The organism is Micromonospora sp. NBC_01740, assembly GCF_035920365.1.
In the GTDB taxonomy this organism is placed as follows: Bacteria; Actinomycetota; Actinomycetes; order Mycobacteriales; family Micromonosporaceae; genus Micromonospora; species Micromonospora reichwaldensis.
This window is the reverse complement of record NZ_CP109150.1, coordinates 3,219,860-3,246,764: the sequence shown is the minus strand read 5'-3', so window position 1 is coordinate 3,246,764 and position 26,905 is coordinate 3,219,860. Positions and strand designations below refer to the sequence as shown.

Genomic DNA, 26,905 nt, shown 5'->3' with positions numbered 1-26,905 from the left:
GGTGGTGCGATCCGCGGTCGCGCCGTCGTGCGCCGGCTCGGTCGCCTCCCGACTGCCGAGCCCCGCCGGACGTGGCCCTCCGTGAACCGATTGCAACTCTTGCGAACGGCCACCAGGGCGAAGCTATCCAGCTTCGGCCTTTTTTCTTTTTCCCGAGGAGCTACGCCATGACCACGCCCACCCAGTCCAGCGAGCAGAAGTGGCTCGACGACCTGCGTACGACACTGACCAACGACTTCGAGGCGCAGACCGTCCGGCTGACGCAGCTCACCGCCGACACCGGCGACCCGGGCGAGGCGCACACCCAGAGCGCGCTGATCGCCGCCACCCGGCGGAGCATCGAGCAGGTCAGCGGGGCGCTGCGCCGCCTCGCCGAGGGCCGCTACGGCATCTGCGAGCGCTGCTCCGCCGCGATCCCCCGGGAGCGCCTGGAGGTGCTACCGCACGCCCGCTTCTGCGTGCCCTGCCAGCAGAAGCAGCAGTGACGTACGCGGGCTGCCGTGCCGGCGCACGGCACGGCAGCCCGTCGGGTCACCCGAACCAGGTCATCGCCTGCCCGTGCGGGCTCGTCCAGGCGAGTGGTCGGCCGTCCAGCGCGAGCACGTTGTACAGCGCCTCGTCCGGCGGCTCCGGCAACGCGTCGTGGGGCAGCACGTCCGGGGACTCGTTGGAGATCCAGTGGCCGGGCAGGCCGCGTACCGCGTCGGCGAACGCCGCCCGGCGCGGCGCCGGCACCTGGTAGAGCACGCTGGTGTGGAACACCACCAGCGTCGCGCCGGCCGGCGCCCGCGCGGCCAGTGCGGGCAGGTCGTCCGCCAGGTCGCCGCGGGTGAGCAGCGGCGGGTCGGCCGCGGCGACGGCCGCGGCGGCCCGCAGCCGGGCGCGGCGGTGCGTGTGCTCCGGCCAGATGAGGGCGTCGAGCCAGGCCACGTCCGCCGGCTCGGTCACCCGCAGCGGATTGAGGTCCAGGCCGGCCCGCCACACCACCTCCGGTAACCGGTCCGGCGGGGCCAGGCCGGAGGCCGCGCAACCGAGGACCGGTTCGCCCGCGCCGAGCGCGTGGTCGCCGTAGCGGTAGGCGTACCGGTCGGGGTAGAGGCAGAGCCCGGCGGACGCGCCGACCTCCAGCAACGCCAGCGGCTGCGGCAACGCGGCGAGCACGGGCAGCAGTACCGCACACCGCCCGGGCTCGTTCGTCTGGGTCGCGCGGGTGCGCAGTTCCGCCTCGATCGCCGGCCAGTTCGCCAGCGCGAAGTCGCGGAAGGCCGCCGGGTCGTCGACCGGCCCGCCGAGCAGTCGTACGACGCCGAACAGCAGGTTCGGCTGCCGCCTGGCCGGCGGGAGCGCGGCGAGCAGGGCCAGCAGTTCGTCGTCGCGGGAGACGGCGAGGGACAGGCGCTCGTACGCCGGCGACACGCCGCGCGCCTCCCGGATGGCGAACTCGACGTAGCTCTCGGCAATCGTCATGCTCCGATGATCGCAGTCGATGCCTCACGACCGGAGCCACCCCCAGGAAATGCCGGTGCAACAGCCCAGCGGGGATATGGGTCAGGTCCTCGGCCGCCACGCCAGGTAGGACCACGTGTGGACGCACAACGACACCGGCGCGCCCTCGATCACGCTCAACTCTCACTCCCCACGGCCACTGCGATGTGTAGGGCGGCCTGTGCGGGGGTGAGGTGCGTGGTGTCGACGACCTCGGCCTCGGCGTGCAACCACGTGCGGGCCGCCTCCGAATAGGCATCGAGGTACCTGAGACGAAATGGTGAAGGGACGGGATGTTCCCCCTCGATGCGCCCGCGAAGTGTGTCGCGGTCGGCATGGAGCACGAAGTGCCTCACCGGGATGGCATGTTGGGCGAGGCCAGCGCTGATCTCACGCCAGTACTGCTCGACCAGGACAGTCATGGGCACCACCAGAGTGCCGCCGGTGTAGTCGAGGACGCGTCGAGCGGTCTCGACGACCAACTGCCGCCACGGCGGCCAGTGCTGGAAATTGTCCGTTTCGGGCAGCCCCGGCGTGATGTCCATGAGTGTTTCGCCGACCTTCTCGGCGTCGAACACCCGCGAGTCCGGGATCAGTTGCTGCACGAGGGCACTGGTCGTTGTCTTGCCTGCGCCGTGGGTGCCATTGATCCATACGATCATGGGACTCGATGCTAACGCCGTGCCGCCGACGCGTCGGCCTTATGGCTGGGCCTGCTTGTCGCGGAGCAAGCAAGGTGGGCCGGCGGATGTCCACCGGCCCACCTTGTCACTCGTACGTCAGCTGCAGCCGCTGGTGGAGCCGCAGCCCTCGCAGACGTAGCAGCTACCGGCCGGGCGCATCTTCGTACCGCAGGTGAAGCAGAGCGGCGCGTCGGCGGCCTTGCCGATCACGGCCTCCAGCAGTTCGGTGCTGGAACCGACCGACGGCGCCGGCTTGGCGGCGGCGACGTCGGCGGTCTCCTGCGCCGGCTGGGCGATCGGGCCGGTCTTCGGCTCGGTCGGCGCCTCGACCGGGGCGGAGGCGGCCATCGCGGTGAGGTCCGCACCGCTCGCCTCCGCCTCCGCCTCGGCCCGGAGCTGGGCGGCCCGCTCGCTGGCGGTGAAGATGCCCAGTTCCGCGCGGCGCTCGTACGGCAGGAAGTCCAGCGCCAGGCGACGGAAGATGTAGTCCATCACCGAGGCGGCCATCCGCACGTCCGGGTCGTCGGTCATGCCGGCCGGCTCGAAGCGCATGTTGGTGAACTTGCTGACGTACGTCTCCAGCGGGACGCCGTACTGGAGACCGATGGAGATGGCCACCGAGAAGGCGTCCATCACGCCGGCCAGGGTCGAGCCCTGCTTCGACATCTTGAGGAAGACCTCGCCGAGGCCGTCGTCCGGGTAGGACGACGCGGTGAGGTAGCCCTCGGCGCCGCCGACGGAGAAGCTGACCGTCTGGGACGGACGCTTCTTCGGCAGCCGCTTGCGCACCGGGCGGTACTCGACGACCTTCTCGACGACCTTCTCCACCTCGGCGGCCGGGGCCTGGATGGTCGCGGCGGCCTTGTTCGGCTTGGCGACCGACAGGGGCTGGCCGACCTTGCAGTTGTCGCGGTAGATCGCCAGCGCCTTGAGGCCGAGCTTCCAGCCCTCGAAGTAGATCTTCTCGACGTCCTCGACGGTGGCCTGCTCCGGCATGTTGACCGTCTTGGAGATGGCGCCGGAGATGAACGGCTGGACGGCCGCCATCATCCGCACGTGGCCCATCGGGGCGATGGACCGCTCGCCCATCGCGCAGTCGAAGACCGGGTAGTGCTCCGGCTTGAGGCCCGGGGCGTCGACCACGTGGCCGTGGTCGGCGATGTGCTCCACGATCGCCTCGACCTGCTCCTCGGGGTAGCCGAGGCTGCGCAGGGCGCGCGGCACCGTCTGGTTGACGATCTGCATCGAGCCGCCGCCGACCAGCTTCTTGAACTTGACCAGCGCCAGGTCCGGCTCCACGCCGGTGGTGTCGCAGTCCATCATCAGGCCGATGGTGCCGGTCGGCGCGAGCACGCTGGCCTGGGAGTTGCGCCAGCCGAACTTGTCACCGATCTTGTTGCCCTGGGTCCACTGCTTCGTCGCCTCACGGACGATCGCGGTGGCCACCGTGCCCGAGGGCTTGATCTCGTCGTTGGCGGCGGCGTGCTTGCGCATGACCCGCTTGTGCGGCTCGGCGTTGCGGGCGTAGCCGTCGTACGCGCCGACGACGCCGGCCAGCTCGGCCGAGCGGCGGTACGCGGTGCCGGTCATCAGCGAGGTGATCGCCGCGGCGACCGAGCGGCCCTGCTCCGAGTCGTAGGGCAGGCCGGAGGCCATCAGCAGGGCGCCGAGGTTGGCGTAGCCGATGCCGAGCTGCCGGTAGGCGCGGGTGGTCTCGCCGATCTTCTCGGTCGGGAAGTCGGCGAAGCAGATCGAGATGTCCATCGCGGTGATGACGAACTCGACGGACCGGACGAACTTCTCCACCTCGAAGCCGCCGTCGGCGCGGAGGAACTTCATCAGGTTGAGCGAGGCCAGGTTGCACGAGGAGTTGTCCAGGTGCAGGTACTCCGAGCACGGGTTCGACGCGGTGATCCGCCCGGTCTCCGGGCAGGTGTGCCAGTCGTTGATGGTGTCGTCGTACTGGAGGCCGGGGTCGGCGCACTCCCAGGCGGCCTGGGAGATGGCGCGGAACAGGTTCTTGGCGTCGATGGTCTCGATCACCGCGCCGTCGAGCCGGCCGCGCAGGTCGAAGCCGCCGCCGTTCTCCACCGCGGTCATGAACTCGTCGGAGACCCGGACGGAGTTGTTGGCGTTCTGGTACTGCACGCTGACGATGTCGGCGCCGCCGAGGTCCATGTCGAACCCGGCGTCGCGCAGCGCGCGGATCTTGTCCTCCTCGCGCGCCTTGGTGACCACGAACTCCTGGATGTCCGGGTGGTCCACGTCGAGGATGACCATCTTCGCCGCGCGCCGGGTGGCGCCGCCGGACTTGATGGTGCCGGCGGAGGCGTCCGCGCCGCGCATGAAGCTGACCGGGCCGGAGGCGTTGCCGCCGGAGGAGAGCAGCTCGCGGGAGGAACGGATCCGGGACAGGTTCACGCCGGAGCCGGAGCCGCCCTTGAAGATCAGCCCCTCCTCCTTGTACCAGTCCAGGATGGAGTCCATCGAGTCGTCGACGGCCAGGATGAAGCAGGCGCTGACCTGCTGCGGCGAGGGCGTGCCGACGTTGAACCAGACGGGCGAGTTGAAGCTGAACACCTGGTGCAGCAGCATCCAGGTCAGCTCGTGGGCGAAGATCTCGGCGTCGGCCGGGCCGGCGAAGTAGCCGTACTCCTCACCCGCCGTGCGGTAGGTGGTGACCACCCGGTCGATCAACTGCCGCAGCGACCACTCCCGCTCCGGGGTGCCCACGGCGCCCCGGAAGTACTTGGTGGTCACGATGTTCGCCGCGTTGACGCTCCACGACTCCGGGAACTCGACGCCGCGCTGCTCGAAGTTGACCGAGCCGTCCCGCCAGTTGGTCATGACGATGTCGCGGCGCTCCCAGGCGACCTCGTCGTAGGGGTGCACCCCCTCGGTCGTCCAGACCCGCTCGATCTTGAGCCCCGCGCCGGCCTTGTTGCGTGCCCTGCTGGTTGTCACACCGTCCCCCGACATCTCATCCGCCCCCTCGTCCGCACGGCCACCCGCCGCCCGATCCGACTGTCAACAAACTGCGAAGAATTCAACTGGTACGGCCGGCGGCCTCGGCCGCGTCGGCCCCGGCGCCCTCCCGGGCGCGCGCGGCGGCTCGCAGCGTCTCGATCTCGCGCTCGAAGTCGGCGAGCGAGTCGAACGACCGGTAGACGCTGGCGAACCGCATGTAGGCGACCTCGTCCAGGTCCCGTAGCGGGCCCAGGATGGCCAGCCCCACCTCGTGGCTGGGGATCTCGGCGGCTCCCTTGGCCCGGACGGTCTCCTCGACCTTCTGCGCGAGCAGCGCGAGCGAGTCGTCGTCCACGGGCCGGCCCTGGCACGCCTTGCGCACCCCGCCGACGATCTTCGTACGGCTGAACGGCTCGGTCACCCCGCTGCGCTTGACGACCGCGAGGACCGCCTCCTCGACGGTGGTGAACCGCTTGCCGCACTCCGGGCAGGATCGCCGCCGGCGGATCAACTGGCCGTCGTCGGCCTCCCGCGAGTCGACCACCCGGGAGTCGGCGTGCCGGCAGTACGGACACCGCATCGCACCCGACCTCCTTCGTCGATCGCGGGTCCGCCGACCGCTCGCCGGGCACGCGTCAGCGCGACGGAGCCATCTGCCGATGGTCTTCGCCGTGTCGACGGTGCCGGAGTGCGGTGGGTAGTCGAACCCAACCTGTAGGCGACTTACGCCCGTGTGACTACTACATCTAGGGGTTGACCGTAGGCCGCTGCGGATCGGAGGTCAAGTTGGCCGGCGTGTCCGGCGCGTCACCCGACTCCGGGATCGACCGGCACCGCCGCCCGCCGCAGGACCAACCGTCCGACGCCCCCGCGGGTTACCGGTCCGGCCGGTGCGAAACGGCCGACGATCGGACGAAAGTCGAACACCCGTTCGACCCGGCGTACCATTTATCAGAACACGAGTACGAGCGGAGCGGTTTTTCACCCCGACACGCCGAGCAAGGTCGTACAGATGTTTGAAAATGACCGATCTCACCTATACGGTCTTGAACAGCCGGGCGCGGAATCCTCCGTCCACCGGTCACCTCGCACCACCGCACGCACCAGCATCACCGCACACCAGCACCCCCGCACGCACCACGAGCCGCCAAGGCACCCAGCGCCGACCAGGGAGGACGGACGTGACCGAGGATCGGGCCAGCCGGCCGAAGAGCCCGCAGCAGATCACCGAGGCGGGACCGCCGGCCACCCGACGCCGGGGCGCCGCGCGCAGCCGGACCGGGCAGCCCGCCGTGCGCCCGGTCACCCCGGTGGTCAGTGCCTTCCCCGACCCCGCGACGGTGGATCTCACCGCCCGGCAGCGCCGGATCCTGGAGTTCATCCGCAGCTGGGTCGAGCGGCACGGCTACCCGCCGAGCGTGCGCGAGATCGGCGAGGCCGTCGGCCTGGTCTCGCCGTCCAGCGTCGCCTACCAGCTCAAGGAGCTGGAGAAGAAGGGCTTCCTGCGCCGCGACCCCAACCGGCCGCGCGCCGTGGACGTCCGGGCGCCCGCCGAGGTCGACGACGAGCTGGCCCGCTCGCAGCGTCCCACCCCGGCCTACGTGCCGATGCTGGGCCGGATCGCGGCCGGTGGCCCGATCCTGGCCGAGCAGGCCGTGGAGGACATCTTCCCCCTCCCCCGCGAGCTGGTGGGTGAGGGGGAGGTCTTCATGCTCCAGGTCAAGGGCGACTCGATGCTGGACGCGGCGATCTGCGACGGCGACTGGGTCGTGGTCCGGCAGCAGCCGACCGCCGAGGCCGGCGACATCGTCGCCGCCATGCTCGACGGCGAGGCGACCGTGAAGACCTACCGCCGCCGCGACGGGCACGTCTGGCTCATGCCGCAGAACCCGGCCTTCGACCCGATCCCCGGCGACGACGCCACGATCATGGGCCGGGTCGTCGCGGTGCTGCGCCGCATCTGATCCGCCACCGCGCCGGGTGGCCGCCGTCGGCGGTCACCCGGGCGCCGTGCCGCTCGGCTGCGGGCCCTGAGCGTCCCTTGCCGTCTCCGGCAGGGCCCAGCGCCCCGGTAGCGGTCGCCCCGGCAGGCCCAGTCTCACTAGCCGTCGTTCCGGCAGGCCCAGCCTCAGTAGCGGTCGCCTCGGTAGCGGTCGCCCCGGTAGCCCCGGCCACCACCTGGCACGTGACCGTAACCGCGACCGTCGTCGGGGCCGTCGTCGCGCCGGCGGACCGGCCGCTGGCCAAGGGGGTCCGATTCGTCGCCCCGACGCGGCGGCTCCGCCCGGCCAGCGCCGTAGACGCCACCGCCCGGCTGCCCGCCGCCCCCGTAGACACCGCCACCGGGACGACCGTCGCCCTGGCGACCACCGCCACCCTGGCGTCCGCCACCACCCTGGCGCCCGCCGCCGCCCTGACGGCCACCGCCCTGACGGCCACCACCGCCACCCTGACGCCCGCCGCCGCCTGGCGGCGGCCCACCCAGGCCGGGCGGCCCGTCCACAGGCGGACGACCGCCGCCGTAGACCCCGCCGCCAGCAGCCGGACGGGCGCCACCGTAGACGCCCCCGCCGGCCGGGCGGGCGCCACCGGGTCCCCCGCCGGCCGGCGGGGGACCGCCGCGCCCACCGGCCGGGCCGCCGTAGACCCCGGCCGCCGGTGCACCGCCGTAGACGCCGCCCCGGCCCCGGTCGCCCGGCGGAAGGAAGCCGTCGTCCGCCGGCCCACGCCGGTCGTCGGCGGGGACGTCGTCGCGGTCGGCACCGTCGTCGTCGCGGGGAGGCGCCGGCTTGCGCCGGGACCGGAGGATGCCGAAGACACCCGCCGCCACCATCAGCGCGCCGATCACCCCCACGGCCGCGATCAGGTACGTGATGTCGCTCAGGCTCAGGCCGTCGACCCAGGACTGGCCGGCCTTCTTCGGCGCGCCGCCACCGCCGGCCACCGGCTTCGCGCCCTCCGCGGAGGGTGTGTAGCCGAGGATGTCGATCGGCGCGTCCTCGTCGAGCTGGCCGCCGTCGGAGACGGTCAGGAAGGTCTTGCCGTCGGGGCTGTAGGTGATCGCCTCACCGAACGGGTCGGCGAGCGCTGTCACCCGGGGCTTGCCGCTGGTCAGGGCCGCCACGACGTTGCCGTCGGTCACGTCGTACTCGAAGGCGTCGGCGTAGGTGCGCACCACCACCCGGGAGCCGTCGGGGGACCGGGCCGCGCCGGTGATCGCGACGCGGCCGGGGGCGCCGAGCCGGTTGTCCGTGTCCGTCTCCGGCAGGCTGATCTCGCCGACCTGTTTCATCGGTACGGCCGGGGTGTCCCCGCTCTTCATCTTCTCGGCGGGGGTGAAGATCTGGGCCTTGCCGGACATCACCTTGGTGATGATCAACGGGTTGCCGTCGTCGCCGATCAGCAGCGCCTCGGCGTCGTGCGGCTTGCCCTCCGGGTAGGAGAGGCGGTGCAGCACCGGCCGCTTCGACCCGTTGACCGGCATGCTCCACAGCGCCACCCGCGGGCGACGCTCCCGGCTGGTGACGTTGTCACCGGTGTCGGCGATCCAGATCGTCGTGCCGTCCGGGGAGAGCGCCAGGTCCTCGGTGTCAAACGGCCCCTGACCCGAGTAGCGGACCGGCTCCTTCGCGATCCCGCACTTGGTGTCGAGGAAGAAGACCCGCTTGCGGCTCTCCACGTCGGTGCCGTCGTTGATCACGATGTAGCCGCTCTTGGTGGCCACCAGGCCCGACAGCTCCCGCAGCCGCTCGTCGGTGACCGTGCACCGCTTCTTGCCGGGAGCTGCCGCGAGTGGGGACGCGGCCGAGGCGGGCGCCGCCGCCAGGGCGACTCCGGTACACGCCACGGTCGCCCCCAGCAAGCCGAGGGCGACCGTGACCGAAGAAACAGCGCGGCGCATTGAATCAGTGTCGCATGCCGGGCGTTTCCGACGCGTGACGCCGGGAGGGCATCACCGGGCGCCCGCGACCGCCTGGTCCTCGTCCGCCCGGAACGGCGCCAACTCGGCGGCGAGCGCCTCACCGACCCGCACGTGCACCAGGGTGCCCTCCGGCAGGTGGGAGGTGCTCAGCACCTCGCCCTGACGGTGCACCCGGGCCACCAGGTCGCCCCGGTCGTACGGCAGCACCGCGCGGACCTCCACGGCCGGGCGGGGCAGCCGCGCCTCGACGGCCTCGCGCAGCCCGTCGATCCCGCGACCCGAGTGCGCGGAGACGAAGACCGCCTCCGGCCAGAGCCGCTTGAGCCGCAGCAGCGTCTCCTCGTCGGCCGCGTCGGTCTTGTTGACCACCAGCAGCTCGGGCAGCCGGTCGGCGCCCACCTCGGCGAGCACCTCGTGGACCGCCCGGACCTGCTCCTCCGGGTCCGGGTGGGTGCCGTCGACGACGTGCACCACCAGGTCGGCCTCGGCGACCTCCTCCAGGGTCGAGCGGAACGCCTCGACGATCTGGTGGGGCAGGTGCCGGACGAACCCGACCGTGTCGGAGAGGGTGTAGAGCCGTCCGTCGGCCGTGGTGGCCTTGCGGGTGGTCGGGTCGAGGGTGGCGAAGAGCGCGTTCTCCACCAGCACGCCCGCCCCGGTGAGCCGGTTGAGCAGGCTCGACTTGCCAGCGTTGGTGTAGCCGGCGATGGCCACGGCCGGCACGGCGTTGCGGGAACGCCGGGCGCGCTTGGTCTGGCGTACGGTCCGCATGCCCTTGATCTCTCGGCGCAGCCGGGAGATGCGGTGGCGGATCCGGCGCCGGTCGGTCTCCAGCTTCGTCTCACCGGGGCCACGCAGACCCACGCCGCCGCCGGCGCCGCCGCCACGACCGCTACCACCGGTCTGCCGCGAGAGGGTCTCACCCCAACCGCGCAGGCGCGGCAGCAGGTATTCGAGCTGGGCCAGCTCGACCTGCGCCTTGCCCTCCTTGCTCTTGGCGTGCTGGGCGAAGATGTCGAGGATCAGCGCGGTGCGGTCGACCACCTTGACCTTGGTGCGCTGCTCCAGGTTGCGCAGCTGGGACGGCGACAGCTCACCGTCGCAGATCACCGTGTCGGCGCCGGTGGAGAGCACCACCGAGCCGAGGTCGTCGACCTTGCCCCGGCCGACGTAGGTGGCGGGGTCGGGGCGGTTGCGCCGCTGGATCAGCCCCTCGAGCACCTGCGAGCCGGCGGTCTCCGCCAGCGCGGCCAGCTCGGTGAGGGAGTTCTCGGCGTCGCTCTGCGAGCCCTCGGTCCAGACGCCGACGAGGACCACGCGCTCCAGGCGCAGCTGGCGGTACTCGACCTCGGTGATGTCCGCGAGCTCGGTGGAGAGGCCGGGGACCCGCCGCAGCGCCTGCCGCTCCGACAGCTCGAACTCACCGGTGGTGGCGTCGAGCTCGTCGTCCTCGTAGGGAAGAAGGGTCTCCTGGTTGTGCAAGCCGGTCTCCTGTCCGTTCTGTCACGTACCGAGCAATCCTGACATGTGCCAACGCGGAACGCACCCGCTATATGCCCGCTCGAACGGGCCACAAAAGTGGGGGCGGATGCCGGAGGGGCCCGCCGGGGCGAGTAGAAATGCGGGGCAGCCGTTCAGCGTCGACGGAGGGACCCCGTGGCCATCACCCGACTTCCAAGTGCCGGATTCTCGATCACGATTCGGATCGCCGTGCCGGCGGACGCGTCCTCGATCGGCCGGCTGACCACCTCCGTGGGTGAGGCCGGGGCGATCGTCACCGCGCTCGACGTGGTGGACTCCGACCCGACCCACGTGCTCGTCGACCTGACCTGCGACACCGCTGACGCCAGCCACGCCGACCAGGTGGTCGACGCGTTGACGGCGCTGGACGGCGTGGACGTGCGCAAGGTCTCCGACCGGACCTTCCTCCTGCACCTCGGCGGCAAGATCGAGGTCAGCTCGAAGGTGGCGCTGCGCAACCGCGACGAGCTGTCCCGGGCGTACACCCCGGGGGTGGCGCGGGTCTGCATGGCGATCGCGGAGAACCCGGCCGACGCCCGCCGGCTGACCATCAAGCGCAACACCGTGGCCGTGGTCAGCGACGGCTCCGCCGTGCTGGGCCTGGGCAACCTAGGGCCGGCGGCGTCGCTGCCCGTGATGGAGGGCAAGGCCGCGCTGTTCAAGCGCTTCGGCGGGGTGGACGCCTGGCCGGTGGTGCTCGACACCCAGGACACCGACGAGATCGTGCAGATCGTCAAGGCGATCGCCCCGGCGTACGGCGGGATCAACCTGGAGGACATCGCCGCGCCGCGCTGCTTCGAGATCGAGGCGCGGCTGCGCGAGGCGCTGGACATCCCGGTCTTCCACGACGACCAGCACGGCACCGCGATCTGCGTGCTGGCCGCGCTGACCAACGCGCTGCGCGTCGTGGGCAAGCAGCTCGCGGACGTCCGGGTCGTGGTCTCCGGCGCGGGCGCGGCCGGCACCGCGATCATGAAGCTGCTGCTGCGCCAGGGCGTCGGCGACATCATCGCGTACGACCGGCAGGGCGCCCTGCACCGCGGCCAGAGCGGGCTCAACCCGGCCTGGCAGTGGCTGGCCGAGAACACGAACAAGGAGAACTACTCCGGCGACCTGGCCGGGGCGGTACGCGGCGCGGACGTCTTCATCGGGGTGAGCGCGCCGAACCTGCTCACCGGCGACGACATCGCCACGATGGCCAAGGACTCGATCGTCTTCGCGCTGGCCAACCCGGACCCGGAGGTCGACCCGCGGGAGGCGCGCAAGTACGCCGCCGTGGTCGCCACCGGCCGCTCCGACCAGCCGAACCAGATCAACAACGTGCTCGCCTTCCCGGGTGTCTTCCGGGGCATGCTGGACGCGCACGCCGAGGAGTTCACCGAGGAGATGGCGATCGCGGCGGCCCGGGCCATCGCGGACGTGGTCGGCGAGGACAAGATCAACCCGACGGTGATCGTGCCCAGCGTCTTCGACTCCCGGGTCTCCCCGGCGGTCGCCGCGGCGGTCCGCGCCGCCGCCCAGAACCCGGCTCCGGCCCCGGCCGCCGACCCGGGCCCCGCCGACCTCCCCGAGATCGCCGCCGAAGCCAGCGCCACCCCCTGACCCCTCACCCCACCCCGCCCCGACCTCTCACCCGCCCCGAGCGCCCCGAGCGCGTTGATCATGAAGTTATTGCCCCAGGAAAGCGTCCTCCCCGGCAATAACTTCATGATCAACAGGGTCAGGGGGCCAGTCGGCCCCGGGGCGAGGGCGGGGCGGGCCGAGGGCGGGGCGGCGCAGGGGGGCGAGGGCGGGGGCCGAGGTGGGGCGGGTCAGGGGGACGTGGTGAGGGTGGTGGGGTCCAGGGTGCCGGTGGCTACCAGGGTGGCCGGGCCGGCCAGCCAGCAGGAGTCCTCCGTCACCGTGACCGAGAGGCGTCCGCCGGGGACGTCCACCGCCAGCACGCCGGTGTCCCGGCCGGCGTCGCGCAGGGCCACCGCAGCCACCGCGCAGGCGCCCGTACCGCAGGAGAGCGTCTCGGCGGAGCCGCGCTCGTAGACGCGCATGAGCACGTGGCCGTCGGTGTCGTCGACGGGCTCGCCGGGGGCCGTGAACTCCACGTTCACCCCGGCGGGGAAGACCGCCGGGTCGACGTCGGGGGCCCGGGTGAGGTCGAGCGCGGTCAGCTCCAGCCCGGCCGGCAGCGCACAGACCAGGTGCGGGTTGCCCACGTCCACTGCCGTGCCGGGCAGGGTCAGCCCGCCGAGGGTGGCGGTCGCGGTGTCGTACAGCCGGGGGCGGCGCATCTCGACGGCGATGGCGTCGGCCGTGACCAGCGCGCGCACGACGCCGGCCCGGGTGGCCACCGGCAGCGCCCCTTCCGCCGGCTCGGCCAGCCCGGAGGCGACCAGGTAGCGCACGAAGACCCGGGCGCCGTTGCCGCACATCTCCGCGAACGACCCGTCGGCGTTCCAGTAGTCCATGAACCACTCGGCCTCGCCGGCCGTCGCGGCGCCCTCCGGGTGCGCGGCCGCCCGGACCACCCGCAGCACGCCGTCGCCGCCGAGGCCGCGCCGCCGGTCGCAGAGGGCCGCGACCAGCCCCGGTGTCAGGTCGAGCCGGTTGTCCGGATCGGGGAGGATGACGAAGTCGTTGCCGGTGCCGTGGCCCTTGGTGAACTGCACGCCCCCATCATCGCGCAGCGGCGGGCAGCAGGCGCAGGGCGGCCGGGACCAGCTCCGGCGTCGACGAGTCCAGCCAGTGGATCCGGGGGTCGCGGCGGAACCAGGACCGCTGCCGCCGGACGAAGCGCCGGGTGGCCCGGACGGTCTCGTCGTGCGCCTCGGCCTCGGTCAGCTCCCCGGCGAGGAAGCGCAGCACCTGCTGGTAGCCGAGCGCGCGGCTGGCCGTACGTCCCTCGGGCAGGCCGCGCCCCACCAGGTCCCGGGTCTCGGCGACCAGCCCGTCGGCCCACATCCGGTCCACCCGCAGGGCTATCCGCTCGTCCAGCAGCGCGGTGTCCAGGTCCACGCCGAGCTGCACCGAGGGGTAGTACGGGGTCGGTTCGGGCAGCGCGGCGGTGAACGGCGCCCCGGTCAGCTCGATGACCTCCAGGGCGCGCACGATCCGCCGGCCGTTGCCGGGCAGGATCCCCGCCGCGGCGGCCGGGTCGGCCTCGCGCAGCCGGGCGTACAGGGGCGCGGGGCCGGCCTCGGTCAGCTCCCGTTCCAGTCGCTCGCGCACCGCCGGGTCGGTGCCGGGGAACTCGAAGCGCTCCAGCACCGCCCGCACGTAGAGGCCGGAGCCGCCGACCAGCAGCGGCACCCGGCCCCGGGCCAGGACGTCGTCGACGGCGGCGCGGGCCAGCCGCTGGTACTCGGCGACGCTCGCCGGCTCGGTGACGTCCCAGATGTCCAGCAGGTGGTGCGGCACCCCCTCGCGCTCGGCCGGGGTGAGCTTGGCGGTGCCCACGTCCATGCCCCGGTAGAGCTGCATCGAGTCGGCGTTGACCACCTCGCCGTCGAGGGCGTGCGCGAGGGCGATGCTCAGCGCCGACTTGCCGGCCGCCGTCGGCCCGACCACGGCCACGACCGTCCCGGCCGGTGGGCGGGTGGTCACGCCGGCGTCCAGGACGACACGAGGTAGGCGACGCCGTACGGCGCCGAGTGGTGGCGCAGCTCGCCGCGCCAGTCGCCGCCCGTCGCCCGGACCGCGCCGGCCAGCACCTGCCAGGGCGCCCGCCCGGCGACCTTCAGCTCCGCCGACAGGACCGGGTCCAGGTCGAGCAGGGCCTCGGCGTCCGCGTCGGCCAGGGCGCGGGCGACCCCGTCGTCGTACGCCTCGGCGCGCGGGTCGTCGTAGCCGGGCGACTTCGGGCCGCGGCAGGCCGACCCGTCCCCCGTCACCAGCAGGGCGGTACGCGGCTCCGTCGCCGCGCCGAGCGCCGCCCCCAGCTCGGCGCACTCCGCCGGGGAGGCGTCGGACGCGACGGAGCGGGCCAGCCGGGGCAGCTCGGTGCGGGAGCGGCCGACCAGCCACGCGCCGACGGTCAGGCTCAGCGGCAGCCGCTCGCCGCCGGCGCAGTTCACCTTCCACAGCCGCACGGCCCGGTCGAGGCCGTACCGGCGCAGCGACCCGTGGTCGGCCGCGTTGAAGCGGGTGGTCTCCGGCCCGCCGCCGACCAGGACGATCACCTCGGGGCCGGCGGCGAGCAGCCCGGCGACGGCGGCGTCGCAGGCGGCGCGGAGCTCGTCCAGCTCGGGCGCGGCGGCGCCGGCCAGCTCGGGGACGATCAGCGGCGGGTGGGGGCAGACGGCAGCGGCGACCAGGGGCACCCGGCAACGGTATCGGCACGACGGAGCCGGGCGCCCCGCACCCGGGCTCTTCGAGCCGCCGCTGCCGGCCGGTCCCCGCCGGCGGGCCGCCTGCGGGTTCGGGGCGCCACGCCGCCGACGACGCCCGCCCGTCCGGACGCGTCGTACGCCGGATTCCGACACTCCTCCCAGGGAGCCTGTCCGCGGGCGCTAGGACACCGTATGGTCACGGTCGGCGATAGGCGCTCGACGGGAACGGGGTCGTACCTGTGACAATGCCGGGGGAAACTTTGCTGCGCCGTGGCGGCGATCGCGGGACTGCTCCCCGACGCCGGGAGAACGAGGATGGGCACATGAGCGACTGGACTGCCTTCGGACGGGTGGACGCGGACGGCACCGTGTACGTCAAGACCGCCGACGGCGAGCGGGTGGTCGGATCCTGGCAGGCGGGAGCGCCCGAGGAGGGGCTGGCCCACTTCGCCCGCCGCTTCGACGACCTGGTGACCGAGGTCAACCTGACGGAGGCCCGGCTCAACTCGGGTGCCGCAGACGCCGGCCATTCACTGACCACCATCCGGCGGATCCGCGCGTCGCTGGCCGAGGCGCACGTCGTCGGCGACATCGACGCGCTGGCCGCCCGGCTGGACCGGCTCGCCACGGTCGCCGAGGAGAAGGCCGGCGAGGCCAAGGCGGCCCGCGACGCCGCCCGGGGCGAGGCACTTGCCCGCAAGCAGGCCCTCGTTGAGGAGGCGGAGAAGCTCGCCGCCGAGTCGACGGGCTGGAAGACCGCCGGGGACCGGCTCAAGGAGATCCTCGACGAGTGGAAGACCATTCGCGGGGTCGACAAGAAGGCCGACGGCGAGCTGTGGAAGCGGTTCGCCGCCGCGCGTGACGGCTTCACCCGCCGCCGGGGCGCCCACTTCGCCTCCCTCGACTCTCAGCGCAAGCAGGCGCAGACGGTCAAGGAGGAGCTGGTCGCCGAGGCCGAGAAGCTCAAGGACTCCACCGACTGGGCGGCCACCGCCAACCAGCTCAAGGACCTGATGAACCAGTGGAAGGCCGCTCCCCGGGCCTCCAAGGAGGCCGAGCAGAAGCTCTGGGAACGGTTCCGGGGCGCGCAGGACGAGTTCTTCACCCGGCGTAGCGAGGTCTTCTCGGCGCGCGACAACGAGCAGCGGGGCAACCTGGAGCGCAAGCAGGCGCTGCTCGCCGAGGCCGAGGCGCTGGACGTCGACGGCGACCCGAAGGGCGCGCAGGCCAAGCTGCGGGACATCCAGGCGCAGTGGCACGAGGCCGGCCGGGTGCCCCGCGAGGCGGCGGCCGGGCTGGAGCGCCGGCTGCGCGCGATCGACGAGAAGGTCCGCGAGGTGATGGACTCCGCGTGGCGGCGCACCACCAAGGAGGACAACCCTCTGCTCGCCCAGATGCGCGCGCAGGTCGCCGAGGCCGAGGAGCGGCTGGCCCGGGCCCAGGCGGCCGGGGACGCCCGGCGGGTCAAGGAGGCCGAGCAGGCGCTGGCCTCGAAGCGGCAGTTCCTCCAGCTCGCCGAGCAGGCCGGCTGAGCCGGAACGCCCCACCCCGGCGGGCCCCGAGCCACCTCGGACCGAGCCACCACGGAAGCCCCCGATCCGCCACGGACCGGGGGCTTCCGCCTGTCCGCCCGCAGCCGCCCGGGCCGGGCACGCGACGGTTGACGCATCGAGGCGGGCTGATCAGAATGAGCGGCGGAGCCAGGTCCGGCACCGGCGCGAGGGCACCGGCGGCGCACACCGCGTCGTCGGGGGACGCCGGTGGTACCGCGAGCGGCCGCATCCCACGTGGCACGTACCGTCGCGCCCTGTCCGCGTACTCCTGAGGGAGCGTGACGGCCGTCGCCCGGTTCCCGCCCGCGCCGCCGGTGGCGGCGGCGGGCAGTTCGAAGTGGAGCTCGCATGCACCGACGCAGCGCCCTCGGCGGCGCGATCACCGCGCTCGCCACCGCCGCGGCCGGCGTCCTCGTCGCCGCCGCCGTCAGCACCGCCCCGGCCGTCGCCGCCCCCGCCGGCACCGGGACCGGCTACCTGCACACCAACGGCAACAAGATCGTCGACAGCACCGGCGCGACGGTACGCATCACCGGCATCAACTGGTTCGGCATGGAGACCGACAACAAGACCTTCCACGGGCTGTGGTCCACGAACCCGTGGCGGGGACAGATCGACAAGATGGCCAGCCTCGGCTACAACACGCTGCGCGTGCCGTATTCGAACGACGCGCTGAAGCCGGGCGCGACGGCCAGCGGCATCAACGACTTCGTCAACCCGGACCTGGTCGGGCTCTCCCCGTTGCAGATCCTCGACAAGGTCATCAACTACGCCGGCGGCAAGGGGATGCGGGTCATCCTCGACCGGCACCGGCCGACCTCCGCCGGCCAGTCCGCGCTCTGGTACACCCCGACGGTCTCCGAGGCGACCTGGATCAACGACTGGAAGATGCTCGCCCAGCGGTACGCCGGCAACACCACGGTGATCGGGGCGGACCTGCACAACGAGCCGCACGCCGAGGGGACCAACCCGGCGGCCACCGGCGCGTGCTGGGGCTGCGGCGACCCGGCACGGGACTGGCGGCTGGCCGCCGAGCGGGCCGGCAACGCGGTCCTGTCGGTGCAGCCGAACTGGCTGATCTTCGTGGAGGGCGTGAGCTGCCCCAGCGGTGGCCTCTCGAACGTCTGGGACAACGATCCGAGCAACGACGAGGACTGCGGCTGGTGGGGCGGCAACCTGACGAAGGCCAAGGACTTCCCGGTCCGGCTCGACGTGCCGAACCGGCTGGTCTACTCGCCGCACGAGTACGCCACCTCGGTCTTCGAGCAGAACTGGTTCAAGTCCCCCGACTTCCCGACGAACCTGCCGGGCATCTGGGACAAGTACTGGGGTTACCTCTACAAGCAGAACATCGCGCCGATCATGATGGGCGAGTTCGGCAGCACCCTGGCCGACCCCCGGGACAAGGTGTGGCTGGAGAAGCTGATGGCCTACACCGGCACCGGGGTCGACGGGATGTCCTTCACCTACTGGTCGTGGAACCCGAACTCCGGTGACACCGGGGGCATCGCGCTCGACGACTGGACGAACATCAACACCACCAAGCAGGCCATCCTCCAGCCGTACCTGATCGCGCCGGTGGGCGGCGGGGGCGGCCCCACCGGCACGCCGACGGCGACGCCGACCTCGTCGCCGCCTCCGCCGACCGGGGGCTGCACGGGTGCGTACCGGCAGGTCAACGCGTGGCAGGGCGGCTTCCAGGGGGAGCTGACGGTGACGAACACCGGCACCGCGACGGTCAACCCGTGGCAGGTCACCTGGGCCTGGCCGGCCGGGGTGAGCCTGGCCAGCGGCTGGAACGCCACGGTGACCCAGTCCGGCACCACGGTGACGGCGGCGGCCCCGACCTGGGCGGGGGCGCTGGCGCCGGGGGCCTCGGTGACGGTCGGCTTCACCGCCAACGGCCCGTCCGCCGCGCCGGGCGCGGTGAAGCTCAACGGCGTCGCCTGCTGATCCACCCCTGACGATCGGCGGTCATCCCTCGGGGTGGCCGCCGATCTTCGTGCAGGTAGGGGCGGTCTTTACATCGACGAACATCTGTGCTTACATCGGGAAAGCGCTTACCTGACTGCTCGTGAGCGCCAGCACGGGAGCCGCAACTTCGCGTAGCCAGTCCCGCATCCGCAGGGCCGCAGACCGCCGTCCCCACCGACCAGACGCCACCGGGCACGGCGTCGCCGGGTCGGCCCACGGTCCGCGAGCCCGCGACCACCGAAGGGAAGCACCATGCGTACGTCCCGACGTCGCACCACCCTGCTCACCGCCGCCGCCAGCGCCGCCCTGCTCGCCGCGGGGGCGCTGACCACGGGCACCGCACCCGCCTCGGCCGCCCCCACCGGGCTGGTCGGCTGGGCCACCCAGAACGGCGGCACCACCGGCGGCAGTGGCAACCCCGTCACCGTCACCAGCGCCTCCGCCCTGACCAGCGCGGTCGGCTCCAGCAGCGCGGCGGTGATCCGCGTCTCCGGCACCATCTCCTGCTCCGGCATGCTGCGGGTGCGGTCCAACAAGACCATCCTCGGCAACCCCGGCGCGACCATCTCCGGCTGCGGCTTCAACATCAACGGCGACCGCAACGTCATCATCCGGAACCTGACCTTCCGGAACTGGAACGACGACGCGATCAACGTGCAGGAGTCGGCCACCAACATCTGGATCGACCACAACAGCTTCACCAACGGCAACGACGGCGCGGTCGACATCAAGCGGGGCTCGGACTTCATCACCGTGTCGTGGAACCGGGTCTACGACCACGACAAGTCGATGCTGCTCGGGCACAGCGACAGCAACGGCAGCCAGGACACCGGCCACCTGCGGGTGACCTACCACCACAACTGGTTCGACGAGAGCACCCAGCGCCACCCCCGGGTCCGCTTCGGCAACCCGGTCCACGTGTTCAACAACTACTACGACAGCAACGGCGGCTACGGCGTGGCCTCCACGGAGAACGCCGGGGTGCTCGTCGAGGGCAACTACTTCGAGAACGTCGACGACCCGTACCACCTCGGTGAGGGCGACTCCGGGCCGGGCACGCTGGTCGCCCGGAACAACCACTTCGTCAACTCCGGCAGCGGCCAGGCCGGCGGCAGCGTCCGGGCCATCCCGTACTCGTACACCCTGGACGCCGCGAGCAGCGTGAAGTCCATCGTCACGGGCGGCGCGGGCGCGGGTCGGATCCAGGTGTGACCGGCTGAGCGCACCGGCCGGGGCCTGCGCGCGCAGGCCCCGGCCGGTCGCGGGTCAGTGCGCGGCGCAGCCGGTCGTCGGCGCGGGCGCCGCGGCCGGCGCGCCGATCGTGGGCAGCCCGAGCAGCACCCCCGACGTACGCGGGGCGCGCCCCGCCTCGGCCGCGTCACCAGCCCGGGTGCGCCGGTGCGCCAGCGGCTCGCCGTCGGCGTTGAGGTGGTGCGGTGCGGCGTAGGTGATGGTGGTGTGCACGACGTCGCCGGGCCGGATCCGCCCGGCGAGGGAACCGGCGTCGCCCTGCTGGCCGTTCCCGCCGGTGGCGAAGTGGACCAGGCGGCCGTCGCGGGCGCGGCCGGACATCCGACCCGTGCGCTCGTCCTTGCGCCCCTCGCCGACGGCGACCAGCACCTCCACGGTCTCCCCCACCAGCTTCTTGTTCTCCGCCCAGGTGATCTCCTCCACGCAGGCGATCAGCCGCTCGTAGCGCTCCTGCACGACCTGCTTGGGCAGCTGGCCGTCCATGGTGGCGGCCGGCGTGCCGGGGCGCTTGGAGTACTGGAAGGTGAACGCCGAGGAGAACCGGGCCTCGCGCACCACGTCGAGGGTGCGCTCGAAGTCGGCGTCGGTCTCGCCGGGGAACCCGACGATGATGTCGGTGGTGATCGCCGCGTCCGGCATCGCCGCCCGGACCTTCTCGATGATGCCCAGGTAGCGGTCGGACCGGTACGAGCGGCGCATCGCGCGCAGCACGTCGTCGGAGCCGGACTGGAGCGGCATGTGCAGCGAGTGGCAGACGTTGGGCGTCTCGGCCATCGCGGCGATCACGTCGTCGGTGAAGTCCTTCGGGTGCGGGCTGGTGAACCGCACCCGCTCCAGCCCCTCGATGTCGCCGCAGGCGCGCAGCAGCTTGCCGAAGGCCAGCCGGTCGCCGAACTCCACGCCGTAGGAGTTGACGTTCTGCCCGAGCAGGGTCACCTCCAGCACGCCCTCGTCGACCAGGGCGCGGACCTCGGAGAGGATGTCGCCGGGGCGGCGGTCCTTCTCCTTGCCCCGCAGAGAGGGCACGATGCAGAACGTGCAGGTGTTGTTGCAGCCGACGGAGATCGACACCCAGCCCGCGTACGTGGACTCGCGCCGGGTGGGCAGCGTCGAGGGGAAGACGTCGAGGGACTCGAGGATCTCCACCTCGGCAGCCGTGTTGTGCCGGGCCCGCTCCAGCAGCACGGGCAGCGACCCGATGTTGTGCGTGCCGAACACCACGTCGACCCAGGGCGCCTTGCGGACGATCTCGCCCCGGTCCTTCTGGGCCAGGCAGCCGCCCACGGCGATCTGCATCCCCGGGTGCCTGGCCTTGACGGGGCGCAGGTGACCCAGGTTGCCGTAGAGCCGGTTGTCGGCGTTCTCCCGGACGGCGCAGGTGTTGAACACCACCACGTCCGGGTCGTCGTCGGCTTCGGCGGCGCGCACGTAGCCCGCCTGCTCCAGCAGGCCGGAGATGCGCTCGGAGTCGTGCACGTTCATCTGGCAGCCGTAGGTGCGCACCTGATAGGTGCGCGGGCTGCTCGCCGCTGCGGTAGTCATGACCCGGACAGCGTATCCGGGCCCACCGACCGGACTTAACGAGGAGGAGCCGTGTGCCGGAGCATCAAGACCCTACGTGAGCCGTACGTCGCCGAGGTGACCCCGGGCGACGTCGACGCGGCGGCGTTGCAGTACGTCCGCAAGATCTCGGGTTTCCGCAAGCCCGCCGCCCACAACGCCGCGGCCTTCGACGCGGCGGTCGCCGCCGTCGCCGCGGCCACCGCGACCCTGCTCGCCGAGCTGGAGGTACGCGGTGGCCGCTCCACCAGCCCGGCGAGCTGATCCCGCCGCCGGGCCGGGACGGGGGTCTCGCCCCCGCCGGCCCGGCTCCCGGGCTGCTTCCACCGGCCGGCTCCCGGGCTGCCTCCGCCGTGCCGGCACGGGGGCCGGCAGCGGGTGCGCGGGTCAGGCGGCGGCGAGCGCCGGGAGCACCGAGTCCGGCGCCCAGCGCGAGCGGTGGCACTGCGACCAGCCGCGACAGCGGGGATCGGCGTCGGTGCACAGCCGCTGGTCGGCGAGCTCCTCGCCGTCGTCGGTCTCCCGGACGTCGAAGTGCACCGGCCGGATCGTGCCGTCGGGCGCGACGAGCAGGTGCCGCCCGGCGTCCAGCGTGTCGTCGCGCAGCAGGCAGTTGCGGTCCAGCAGCCGCGCCAGCGTGGCGATGCTGCCGTGTTCGGAGAGCCCTTCGGGCACCCCGTAGCAGTCCACGATCGTGGCGAACTCCCCCGGCGCCTGCCAGACGTCGCAGATCACCGCGTACGTCGGCAGGCGGGCGGGGTCCGCCGCCGCCAGGGGCATCACCACCCGGCCGAGCGCCTCGGCCAGTGCCGGGTAGACCTCCACCGGCCGCACCTGCTCGATTCTCCAGTTCCACAGCTCGGTCATGCCGCCTCCTCGCTGTGCTCGTCCCACCGGCCTCCGGATCGGGCCTTACTGACGATGGTGGGGTGCATATGACCTCAGCCGGGGGCAAGTTACCGGTCTGTGACCATTCCGGGCAAAATTTCCCCGAGCGCCATTGCTCCGAGTAGCGGAAAGATGACAGTTTATCGGGTACGGTGGCCCGATCCGGACGCCACACGCCGGGCGGCCCGCCCTCAGCGCACGACGACGCGGTGCTCCCCGGGCGGCAGCAGTTCGCCGATCACGGTGGCGCCCGGCAGTTCGCCGGCGACCAGCAGGCCGCCCGAGGTCTGCGCGTCGGCCAGCAGCAGCCGCTCCTCCTCGCTGACACCGCCGAAGTCGGTCCACCCGGTGACCCACTCCAGGTTGCGCCGGCTGCCGCCGCTGACGTGCCCGTCGCGTACCGCCTCCCGGGCGCCGGCCAGGTAGGGCACCCGGGCCGCGTCGATCGCCACCGTCAGGCGGCTCGCCCGGGCCAGCTTGGACGCGTGCCCGAGCAGACCGAAGCCGGTCACGTCGGTGCCGCAGCGGACGCCGGCCGCCACCGCGGCCCGCGCCGCGTCGCGGTTGAGGGTGGTCATCGCGGCGACCGCCTCGGGGAAGCTCTCGCCGGTGGCCTTGTGCCGGGTGTTGAGCACCCCGACGCCGAGCGGCTTGGTCAGCGACAGCGGCAGCCCCGCCCGGCCGGCGTCCAGGGTGATCAGCTCCTCGGGCCGGACCACGCCGGTGACGGCCAGCCCGTACTTGGGGCCCTCGTCGTCGACGCTGTGCCCGCCGGCGAGGTGGCAGCCGGCGTCGCGGGCCACGTCCTGCCCGCCGCGCAGCACCTCCCGGGCCAGCTCCAGCGGCAGCACGTCGCGCGGCCAGCAGAGCAGGTTGAGCGCGACGAGGGGGGTGCCGCCCATGGCGTACACGTCGGAGAGGGCGTTCGTCGCGGCGATGCGCCCCCAGTCGTACGCGTCGTCGACGACCGGGGTGAAGAAGTCGGCAGTGGTGACCAGGCCGGTGCGCTCGTCGAGCCGGACCACCGCGGCGTCGTCGCCGTGATCGAGCCCGACGAGCAGCTCGGCGGTGCCGGTGGCCGGGCCGAGCCCGGCGACCATGGTCTCCAGCTCCCCCGGGGGAATCTTGCACGCGCAGCCGCCGCCCCGGGCGTACCGGGTGAGCCGTACCGGTTCGGTCATCCCCACATGATCGCCGAACAGCTCCATCCGATGGCAACCGGCGGGCCCCGATCGCGGTCAAAATCGGACTCTTGACCCCGTTCTGAACTGGTGTTATCGCTCCGTGACCAACTGAGTTGCGTCCCGCCACATCCCCCCGCCTACAGTTGCCCAACCGGGGGTCAGCCGACCCCGCGCGACGACAGGGACGGTGAACGACGTGACGACGGGCGAACCGCTCATCGTGCTGGACTCGGTCAACAAGTGGTTCGGGCCGCTGCACGTGCTGGACGACGTCTCGCTGTCGGTCGGGCGCGGCGAGGTGGTCGTGGTGATCGGCCCGTCGGGCTCCGGCAAGTCGACGCTGTGCCGCACCATCAACCGCCTCGAACCGATCAACTCCGGCACGATCACCTTCGACGGGCAGCCGCTGCCGGCCGAGGGCAAGGCGCTGGCGAAGCTGCGCAGCGAGGTCGGCATGGTGTTCCAGTCGTTCAACCTCTTCGCGCACAAGACGATCCTCGAGAACGTCACCCTCGGGCCGGTCAAGGTCCGCAAGGAGAAGCCGGCGGCGGCGCGCGAGCGCGGCCTGGCCCTGCTGGACCGGGTCGGCATCGCCAACCAGGCCGACAAGTTCCCGGCCCAGCTCTCCGGCGGCCAGCAGCAGCGGGTGGCGATCGCCCGGGCGCTGGCCATGCAGCCCAAGGCGATGCTCTTCGACGAGCCGACCAGCGCGCTGGACCCGGAGATGGTCGGCGAGGTGCTGGACGTGATGACGTCGCTGGCCAGCGAGGGCATGACCATGGTCGTGGTGACCCACGAGATGGGCTTCGCCCGGCACGCGGCGAACCGCGTCATCTTCATGGCCGACGGCCAGCTGGTCGAGGACGCGCCGCCGGCAGAATTCTTCGCCAACCCGCGCAGCGAGCGCGCCAAGGACTTCCTGTCCAAGATCCTCACGCACTAGGCGTCCGTACCTGGAGCGCGCCGTCCCCCGGCGGGTTCCGTCGAAGAAGGAGAAGTGTATGCGTATCACGCGCGTAGCGGCGCTCGCGGCGGCCGCCACCCTGGCGCTCGGCATGACCGCCTGCGGTGGCGACGACGCCGACGAGGGCACCGGCGCCGGCAGCAAGTCCTTCGCCGCCGGCAGCACGATGGAGCGCCTCAACAAGGCCCAGGCCATCAAGATCGGCACGAAGTTCGACCAGCCCGGCTTCGGCCAGAAGGGCCTGTCCGGCAAGCCGGAGGGCTTCGACGTCGAGGTCGCGAAGATCATCGTCAAGGAGCTGGGCATCCCCGAGGACAAGATCGAGTGGGTCGAGGCCCCCTCGAAGGTCCGCGAGGACGTGATCGTGAACGGCACGGTCGACCTCGTCGCCGCCACCTACACGATCAACGACAAGCGCAAGGAGCGCATCGCGTTCGCCGGGCCGTACTACGAGGCCGGCCAGAACATCATGGTGAAGAAGGACGAGGCCGCCATCACCGGGCCGGACTCGTTCAAGGACGGCGCCAAGAAGGTCTGCTCGGTCACCGGCTCCACGCCGGCCGAGGAGATCAAGAAGCACGTCAAGGACGTCGCCACCCAGCTGGTGCTCTTCGACACCTACGACAAGTGCCGCGACGCCCTCAAGGGCGGCCAGGTCGACGCCGTCACCACGGACAACGTGATCCTGCTCGGCTACATCGCCAAGGACGAGGCGTCGTTCAAGCTGGCCGGCGAGAACTTCACCAAGGAGCCGTACGGCCTCGGGGTGAAGAAGGAGGACACCGACTTCCGCAACTTCGTCAACGACACGCTGGAGAAGGCGTTCGCCGACGGCAGCTGGAAGAAGGCCTGGGACGACACCGCCGGCAAGTTCGGCGCCGAGCTCGGCAGCGCGCCGACCGTCAACCGCTACTGAGCTGATCCGTTGATCTGGAGGGTGGGGAGGAAGACCGGCCCGTGAGTGTGCTCATCGACAAGTTCGACGTCTTCGCGGGTGGTTTCTGGCTCACCCTCCAGATCTGCGTACTCGCCGCGGTCGGCGCCCTGATCCTGGGCGCCGTCCTGGCGGTGCTGCGGATCTCCCCGGTACCGCCGCTACGGGCGGTCGGCACCGGCTACGTCAACGTCTTCCGCAACATGCCGCTGACCGTGGTGATGTTCTTCGCCGCGTTCGGCCTGCCGGCGCTCGGCTCCAACGCGGACTTCCTGCGCGTCCCCGGCCTCGACGCGGTGTTCAGCCGGCTCGACACCGATCTGCCGTACTTCCGCTTCGCGCTGATCGCGCTGGTGCTCTACACCGCGGCGTTCGTCTGCGAGGCGCTGCGCTCCGGCGTGAACGCCGTGCCCGCCGGCCAGGCGGAGGCCGCCCGGTCGCTGGGCCTCACCTTCGGCCAGAACCTGCGGTACGTGGTGCTGCCGCAGTCCTGGAAGGCCTCGGTGGTGCCGCTCGGGTCGGTGATCATCGCGATGATCAAGAACTCGGCGCTCGTCGGCTTCTTCGGCATCGTCGGCGACCTCTCGCAGACCGCCGACCAGCTCACCTCGGCCGAGGGTTACGCCTTCGTCCCCGTCGCCATCGGCATCTCGATCGGATATCTGATCATGACCGTCCCCCTCGGCGCGCTCCTCGACCGGATCGAGAAGCGGCAGGCGGTGGCCCGATGAGCCAGCAGAGCGTCCTCTACGACGTCCCCGGCCCCCGGCAGCGCCGGCTCACGCTGATCGGCAGCGTGGTGGCGACGGTGCTGCTGCTCGTCGGCGCGTACCTCCTGGTCTACCGTCCGCTGGACGACAAGGGCCAGTTCTCGATGGAGCTCTGGGGGCCGCTGATCGACCCCTCCAACGAGAACTTCTCGCTGGTGTGGGACCGGATCGGCCTCGGCTTCAAGAACACGCTGACCGCCGCCGCCCTGGCGATCGTCTCCTCGCTGGTGGTCGGCACCCTGCTCGCGGTGCTGCGGATCCAGCTCAAGAGCCTGACCCAGCGCCGCTTCACCGGGCTCGCGACGCCGCTGGCGTACCTGCTGCGCGGGCTGAGCACGCTGCTGTCGGCGGTCACCCGGGTCTGCGTCGAGGTGTTCCGGGGCCTGCCCGTGGTCATCACGATCTTCTTCGTGGCCCGCGGCTTCCCCGAGTTCGGCGTCTCGTTCGACACGCTGTGGTACCTGGTCATCGGCCTGACCATCTACAACTCGGTGGTGATCGCCGAGATCCTGCGCTCCGGCATGGAGGGCCTGCCCGGCGGGCAGGCCGAGGCGGCGGCCGCGATCGGGCTCTCCCCGGCGCAGACCACCCGGATGATCCTGCTGCCGCAGGCGTTCCGGATCATGCTGCCGGCGCTGATCAGCCAGCTCGTCGTGGTGCTCAAGGACACCTCGCTGGGCTTCATCATCAGCTACGAGGAGACCCTGAACATCGGCAAGCAGATCATCGGCGTACTGGACAACCCGATCCAGGTCTACGTCGTGATCGCGGTCATGTTCATCGTGGTGAACTACGCGCTGTCGAAGCTGGCCCAGTACGTCCAGCGCCGGCTCTCCCGGGGCCGCAAGACCGCCGGCACCCCGGCCCAGAACCCGCCCCCGGCCGCGCTCGCCGCGCAGTCGGAAAGCAACGGCCAGGGCATCTGAC

Annotated in this window: 23 protein-coding genes; 11 read left to right on the top strand and 12 right to left on the bottom strand. The window is 72.1% G+C overall.

All coding sequences use genetic code 11. The annotated features are described in order from the left end of the window. Positions 1-167: 167 nt before the first annotated feature. Positions 168-485, top strand: a complete 318-nt coding sequence (locus OG989_RS15255; protein ID WP_151452426.1) for a TraR/DksA family transcriptional regulator — start codon at positions 168-170, stop codon at positions 483-485. 46 nt (positions 486-531) lie between these two features. Here the strand turns inward: OG989_RS15255 and OG989_RS15250 are convergent, their stop codons facing one another. From OG989_RS15250 to nrdR, 4 genes are all read right to left on the bottom strand, one after another. After that, positions 532-1,467, bottom strand: a complete 936-nt coding sequence (locus tag OG989_RS15250; protein ID WP_327030865.1) for a DUF2332 domain-containing protein — start codon at positions 1,465-1,467, stop codon at positions 532-534. Between the two features lie 155 nt (positions 1,468-1,622). Further along, a complete protein-coding gene (locus OG989_RS15245; RefSeq protein ID WP_151452424.1) occupies positions 1,623-2,147 on the bottom strand; it encodes an AAA family ATPase in 525 nt (174 codons plus the stop codon). A 117-nt stretch (positions 2,148-2,264) separates the two neighbouring features. Continuing rightward, positions 2,265-5,147: a vitamin B12-dependent ribonucleotide reductase gene (locus tag OG989_RS15240; RefSeq protein ID WP_327030864.1), complete on the bottom strand. Its 2,883-nt coding sequence runs from the start codon at positions 5,145-5,147 to the stop codon at positions 2,265-2,267. Positions 5,148-5,214: 67 nt separating this feature from the next. Continuing rightward, complete coding sequence (nrdR, locus tag OG989_RS15235) at positions 5,215-5,715, bottom strand: transcriptional regulator NrdR (protein WP_132232964.1); 501 nt, start codon at positions 5,713-5,715, stop codon at positions 5,215-5,217. A 601-nt stretch (positions 5,716-6,316) separates the two neighbouring features. Here nrdR and lexA point away from each other — a divergent pair. Then, the gene (gene lexA, locus OG989_RS15230; protein WP_327030863.1) at positions 6,317-7,099 is read left to right on the top strand and encodes a transcriptional repressor LexA; all 783 of its coding nucleotides are present in this window, start codon (positions 6,317-6,319) and stop codon (positions 7,097-7,099) included. A 164-nt stretch (positions 7,100-7,263) separates the two neighbouring features. On the opposite strand, the gene OG989_RS15225 is transcribed toward lexA, so the two are convergent. Further along, positions 7,264-9,036: a hypothetical protein gene (locus tag OG989_RS15225; protein WP_327030862.1), complete on the bottom strand. Its 1,773-nt coding sequence runs from the start codon at positions 9,034-9,036 to the stop codon at positions 7,264-7,266. A gap of 51 nt (positions 9,037-9,087) precedes the next feature. Beyond that, positions 9,088-10,539, bottom strand: coding sequence for a GTPase HflX (gene hflX, locus OG989_RS15220; protein WP_327030861.1), 1,452 nt, complete (start codon positions 10,537-10,539; stop codon positions 9,088-9,090). 174 nt (positions 10,540-10,713) lie between these two features. Between hflX and OG989_RS15215 the strand changes: the two genes are divergently transcribed. Then, positions 10,714-12,180 carry an NAD-dependent malic enzyme gene (locus OG989_RS15215; protein WP_089001418.1) on the top strand — a complete coding sequence of 489 codons (1,467 nt, stop codon included), beginning with the start codon at positions 10,714-10,716 and terminating at the stop codon, positions 12,178-12,180. A 209-nt stretch (positions 12,181-12,389) separates the two neighbouring features. Here OG989_RS15215 and dapF read toward each other — a convergent pair whose 3' ends face one another. From dapF to OG989_RS15200, 3 genes are read right to left on the bottom strand one after another with little or no spacing between them, the layout of a single operon-like run. Continuing rightward, the gene (gene dapF, locus OG989_RS15210; RefSeq protein ID WP_327030860.1) at positions 12,390-13,241 is read right to left on the bottom strand and encodes a diaminopimelate epimerase; all 852 of its coding nucleotides are present in this window, start codon (positions 13,239-13,241) and stop codon (positions 12,390-12,392) included. Between the two features lie 7 nt (positions 13,242-13,248). Next, complete coding sequence (gene miaA, locus OG989_RS15205) at positions 13,249-14,175, bottom strand: tRNA (adenosine(37)-N6)-dimethylallyltransferase MiaA (protein WP_327030859.1); 927 nt, start codon at positions 14,173-14,175, stop codon at positions 13,249-13,251. Next, on the bottom strand, positions 14,172-14,891 hold the full coding sequence (locus OG989_RS15200) for a hypothetical protein (protein ID WP_151453957.1): 720 nt from the start codon (positions 14,889-14,891) through the stop codon (positions 14,172-14,174). The genes miaA and OG989_RS15200 overlap by 4 nt, the downstream gene beginning before the upstream one ends. 332 nt (positions 14,892-15,223) lie before the next feature. On the opposite strand from OG989_RS15200, the gene OG989_RS15195 reads away from it, so the two are divergent. From OG989_RS15195 to OG989_RS15185, 3 genes are all read left to right on the top strand, one after another. Next, complete coding sequence (locus OG989_RS15195) at positions 15,224-16,432, top strand: DUF349 domain-containing protein (protein WP_151453956.1); 1,209 nt, start codon at positions 15,224-15,226, stop codon at positions 16,430-16,432. 369 nt (positions 16,433-16,801) lie between these two features. Beyond that, positions 16,802-18,406: a cellulase family glycosylhydrolase gene (locus OG989_RS15190; RefSeq protein WP_151453955.1), complete on the top strand. Its 1,605-nt coding sequence runs from the start codon at positions 16,802-16,804 to the stop codon at positions 18,404-18,406. Positions 18,407-18,679: 273 nt separating this feature from the next. Further along, on the top strand, positions 18,680-19,639 hold the full coding sequence (locus tag OG989_RS15185) for a pectate lyase family protein (protein WP_327030858.1): 960 nt from the start codon (positions 18,680-18,682) through the stop codon (positions 19,637-19,639). A gap of 54 nt (positions 19,640-19,693) precedes the next feature. Here the strand turns inward: OG989_RS15185 and miaB are convergent, their stop codons facing one another. Then, positions 19,694-21,220, bottom strand: coding sequence for a tRNA (N6-isopentenyl adenosine(37)-C2)-methylthiotransferase MiaB (miaB, locus tag OG989_RS15180; protein ID WP_327030857.1), 1,527 nt, complete (start codon positions 21,218-21,220; stop codon positions 19,694-19,696). Between the two features lie 51 nt (positions 21,221-21,271). On the opposite strand from miaB, the gene OG989_RS15175 reads away from it, so the two are divergent. Beyond that, positions 21,272-21,502 (top strand): DUF2277 family protein, encoded by a 231-nt coding sequence (locus OG989_RS15175; RefSeq protein WP_151453952.1) that lies wholly within the window; start codon positions 21,272-21,274, stop codon positions 21,500-21,502. Positions 21,503-21,625: 123 nt separating this feature from the next. On the opposite strand, the gene OG989_RS15170 is transcribed toward OG989_RS15175, so the two are convergent. Together OG989_RS15170 and selD are read right to left on the bottom strand one after the other, a co-directional pair. Further along, a complete protein-coding gene (locus OG989_RS15170; RefSeq protein ID WP_151453951.1) occupies positions 21,626-22,105 on the bottom strand; it encodes a hypothetical protein in 480 nt (159 codons plus the stop codon). Between the two features lie 212 nt (positions 22,106-22,317). Next, positions 22,318-23,313: a selenide, water dikinase SelD gene (gene selD, locus OG989_RS15165; RefSeq protein ID WP_425858006.1), complete on the bottom strand. Its 996-nt coding sequence runs from the start codon at positions 23,311-23,313 to the stop codon at positions 22,318-22,320. A gap of 184 nt (positions 23,314-23,497) precedes the next feature. Between selD and OG989_RS15160 the strand changes: the two genes are divergently transcribed. The 4 genes from OG989_RS15160 to OG989_RS15145 are packed head-to-tail and all read left to right on the top strand — an operon-like array spanning position 23,498 to position 26,904. Next, positions 23,498-24,253 (top strand): amino acid ABC transporter ATP-binding protein, encoded by a 756-nt coding sequence (locus tag OG989_RS15160; RefSeq protein ID WP_089001428.1) that lies wholly within the window; start codon positions 23,498-23,500, stop codon positions 24,251-24,253. Positions 24,254-24,311: 58 nt separating this feature from the next. Then, complete coding sequence (locus OG989_RS15155; protein ID WP_327030855.1) at positions 24,312-25,190, top strand: glutamate ABC transporter substrate-binding protein; 879 nt, start codon at positions 24,312-24,314, stop codon at positions 25,188-25,190. 41 nt (positions 25,191-25,231) lie between these two features. Continuing rightward, positions 25,232-25,939, top strand: coding sequence for an amino acid ABC transporter permease (locus OG989_RS15150; protein WP_327030854.1), 708 nt, complete (start codon positions 25,232-25,234; stop codon positions 25,937-25,939). Further along, positions 25,936-26,904: an amino acid ABC transporter permease gene (locus OG989_RS15145; protein WP_327030853.1), complete on the top strand. Its 969-nt coding sequence runs from the start codon at positions 25,936-25,938 to the stop codon at positions 26,902-26,904. The genes OG989_RS15150 and OG989_RS15145 overlap by 4 nt, the downstream gene beginning before the upstream one ends. Position 26,905 lies beyond the last annotated feature (1 nt).

Bases quoted from the DNA above. Each gene is read 5' to 3' on its own strand.
- OG989_RS15190 (WP_151453955.1), top strand. From the start codon at position 16,802: ATGCACCGACGCAGCGCCCTCGGCGGCGCGATCACCGCGCTCGCCACC.
- OG989_RS15185 (WP_327030858.1), top strand. From the start codon at position 18,680: ATGCGTACGTCCCGACGTCGCACCACCCTGCTCACCGCCGCCGCCAGC.
- OG989_RS15145 (WP_327030853.1), top strand. From the start codon at position 25,936: ATGAGCCAGCAGAGCGTCCTCTACGACGTCCCCGGCCCCCGGCAGCGC.
- OG989_RS15255 (WP_151452426.1), top strand. From the start codon at position 168: ATGACCACGCCCACCCAGTCCAGCGAGCAGAAGTGGCTCGACGACCTG.
- OG989_RS15250 (WP_327030865.1), bottom strand. From the start codon at position 1,467: ATGACGATTGCCGAGAGCTACGTCGAGTTCGCCATCCGGGAGGCGCGC.
- OG989_RS15225 (WP_327030862.1), bottom strand. From the start codon at position 9,036: ATGCGCCGCGCTGTTTCTTCGGTCACGGTCGCCCTCGGCTTGCTGGGG.
- OG989_RS15195 (WP_151453956.1), top strand. From the start codon at position 15,224: ATGAGCGACTGGACTGCCTTCGGACGGGTGGACGCGGACGGCACCGTG.
- nrdR (WP_132232964.1), bottom strand. From the start codon at position 5,715: ATGCGGTGTCCGTACTGCCGGCACGCCGACTCCCGGGTGGTCGACTCG.
- OG989_RS15240 (WP_327030864.1), bottom strand. From the start codon at position 5,147: ATGTCGGGGGACGGTGTGACAACCAGCAGGGCACGCAACAAGGCCGGC.
- OG989_RS15245 (WP_151452424.1), bottom strand. From the start codon at position 2,147: ATGATCGTATGGATCAATGGCACCCACGGCGCAGGCAAGACAACGACC.
- OG989_RS15155 (WP_327030855.1), top strand. From the start codon at position 24,312: ATGCGTATCACGCGCGTAGCGGCGCTCGCGGCGGCCGCCACCCTGGCG.
- miaB (WP_327030857.1), bottom strand. From the start codon at position 21,220: ATGACTACCGCAGCGGCGAGCAGCCCGCGCACCTATCAGGTGCGCACC.
- OG989_RS15170 (WP_151453951.1), bottom strand. From the start codon at position 22,105: ATGACCGAGCTGTGGAACTGGAGAATCGAGCAGGTGCGGCCGGTGGAG.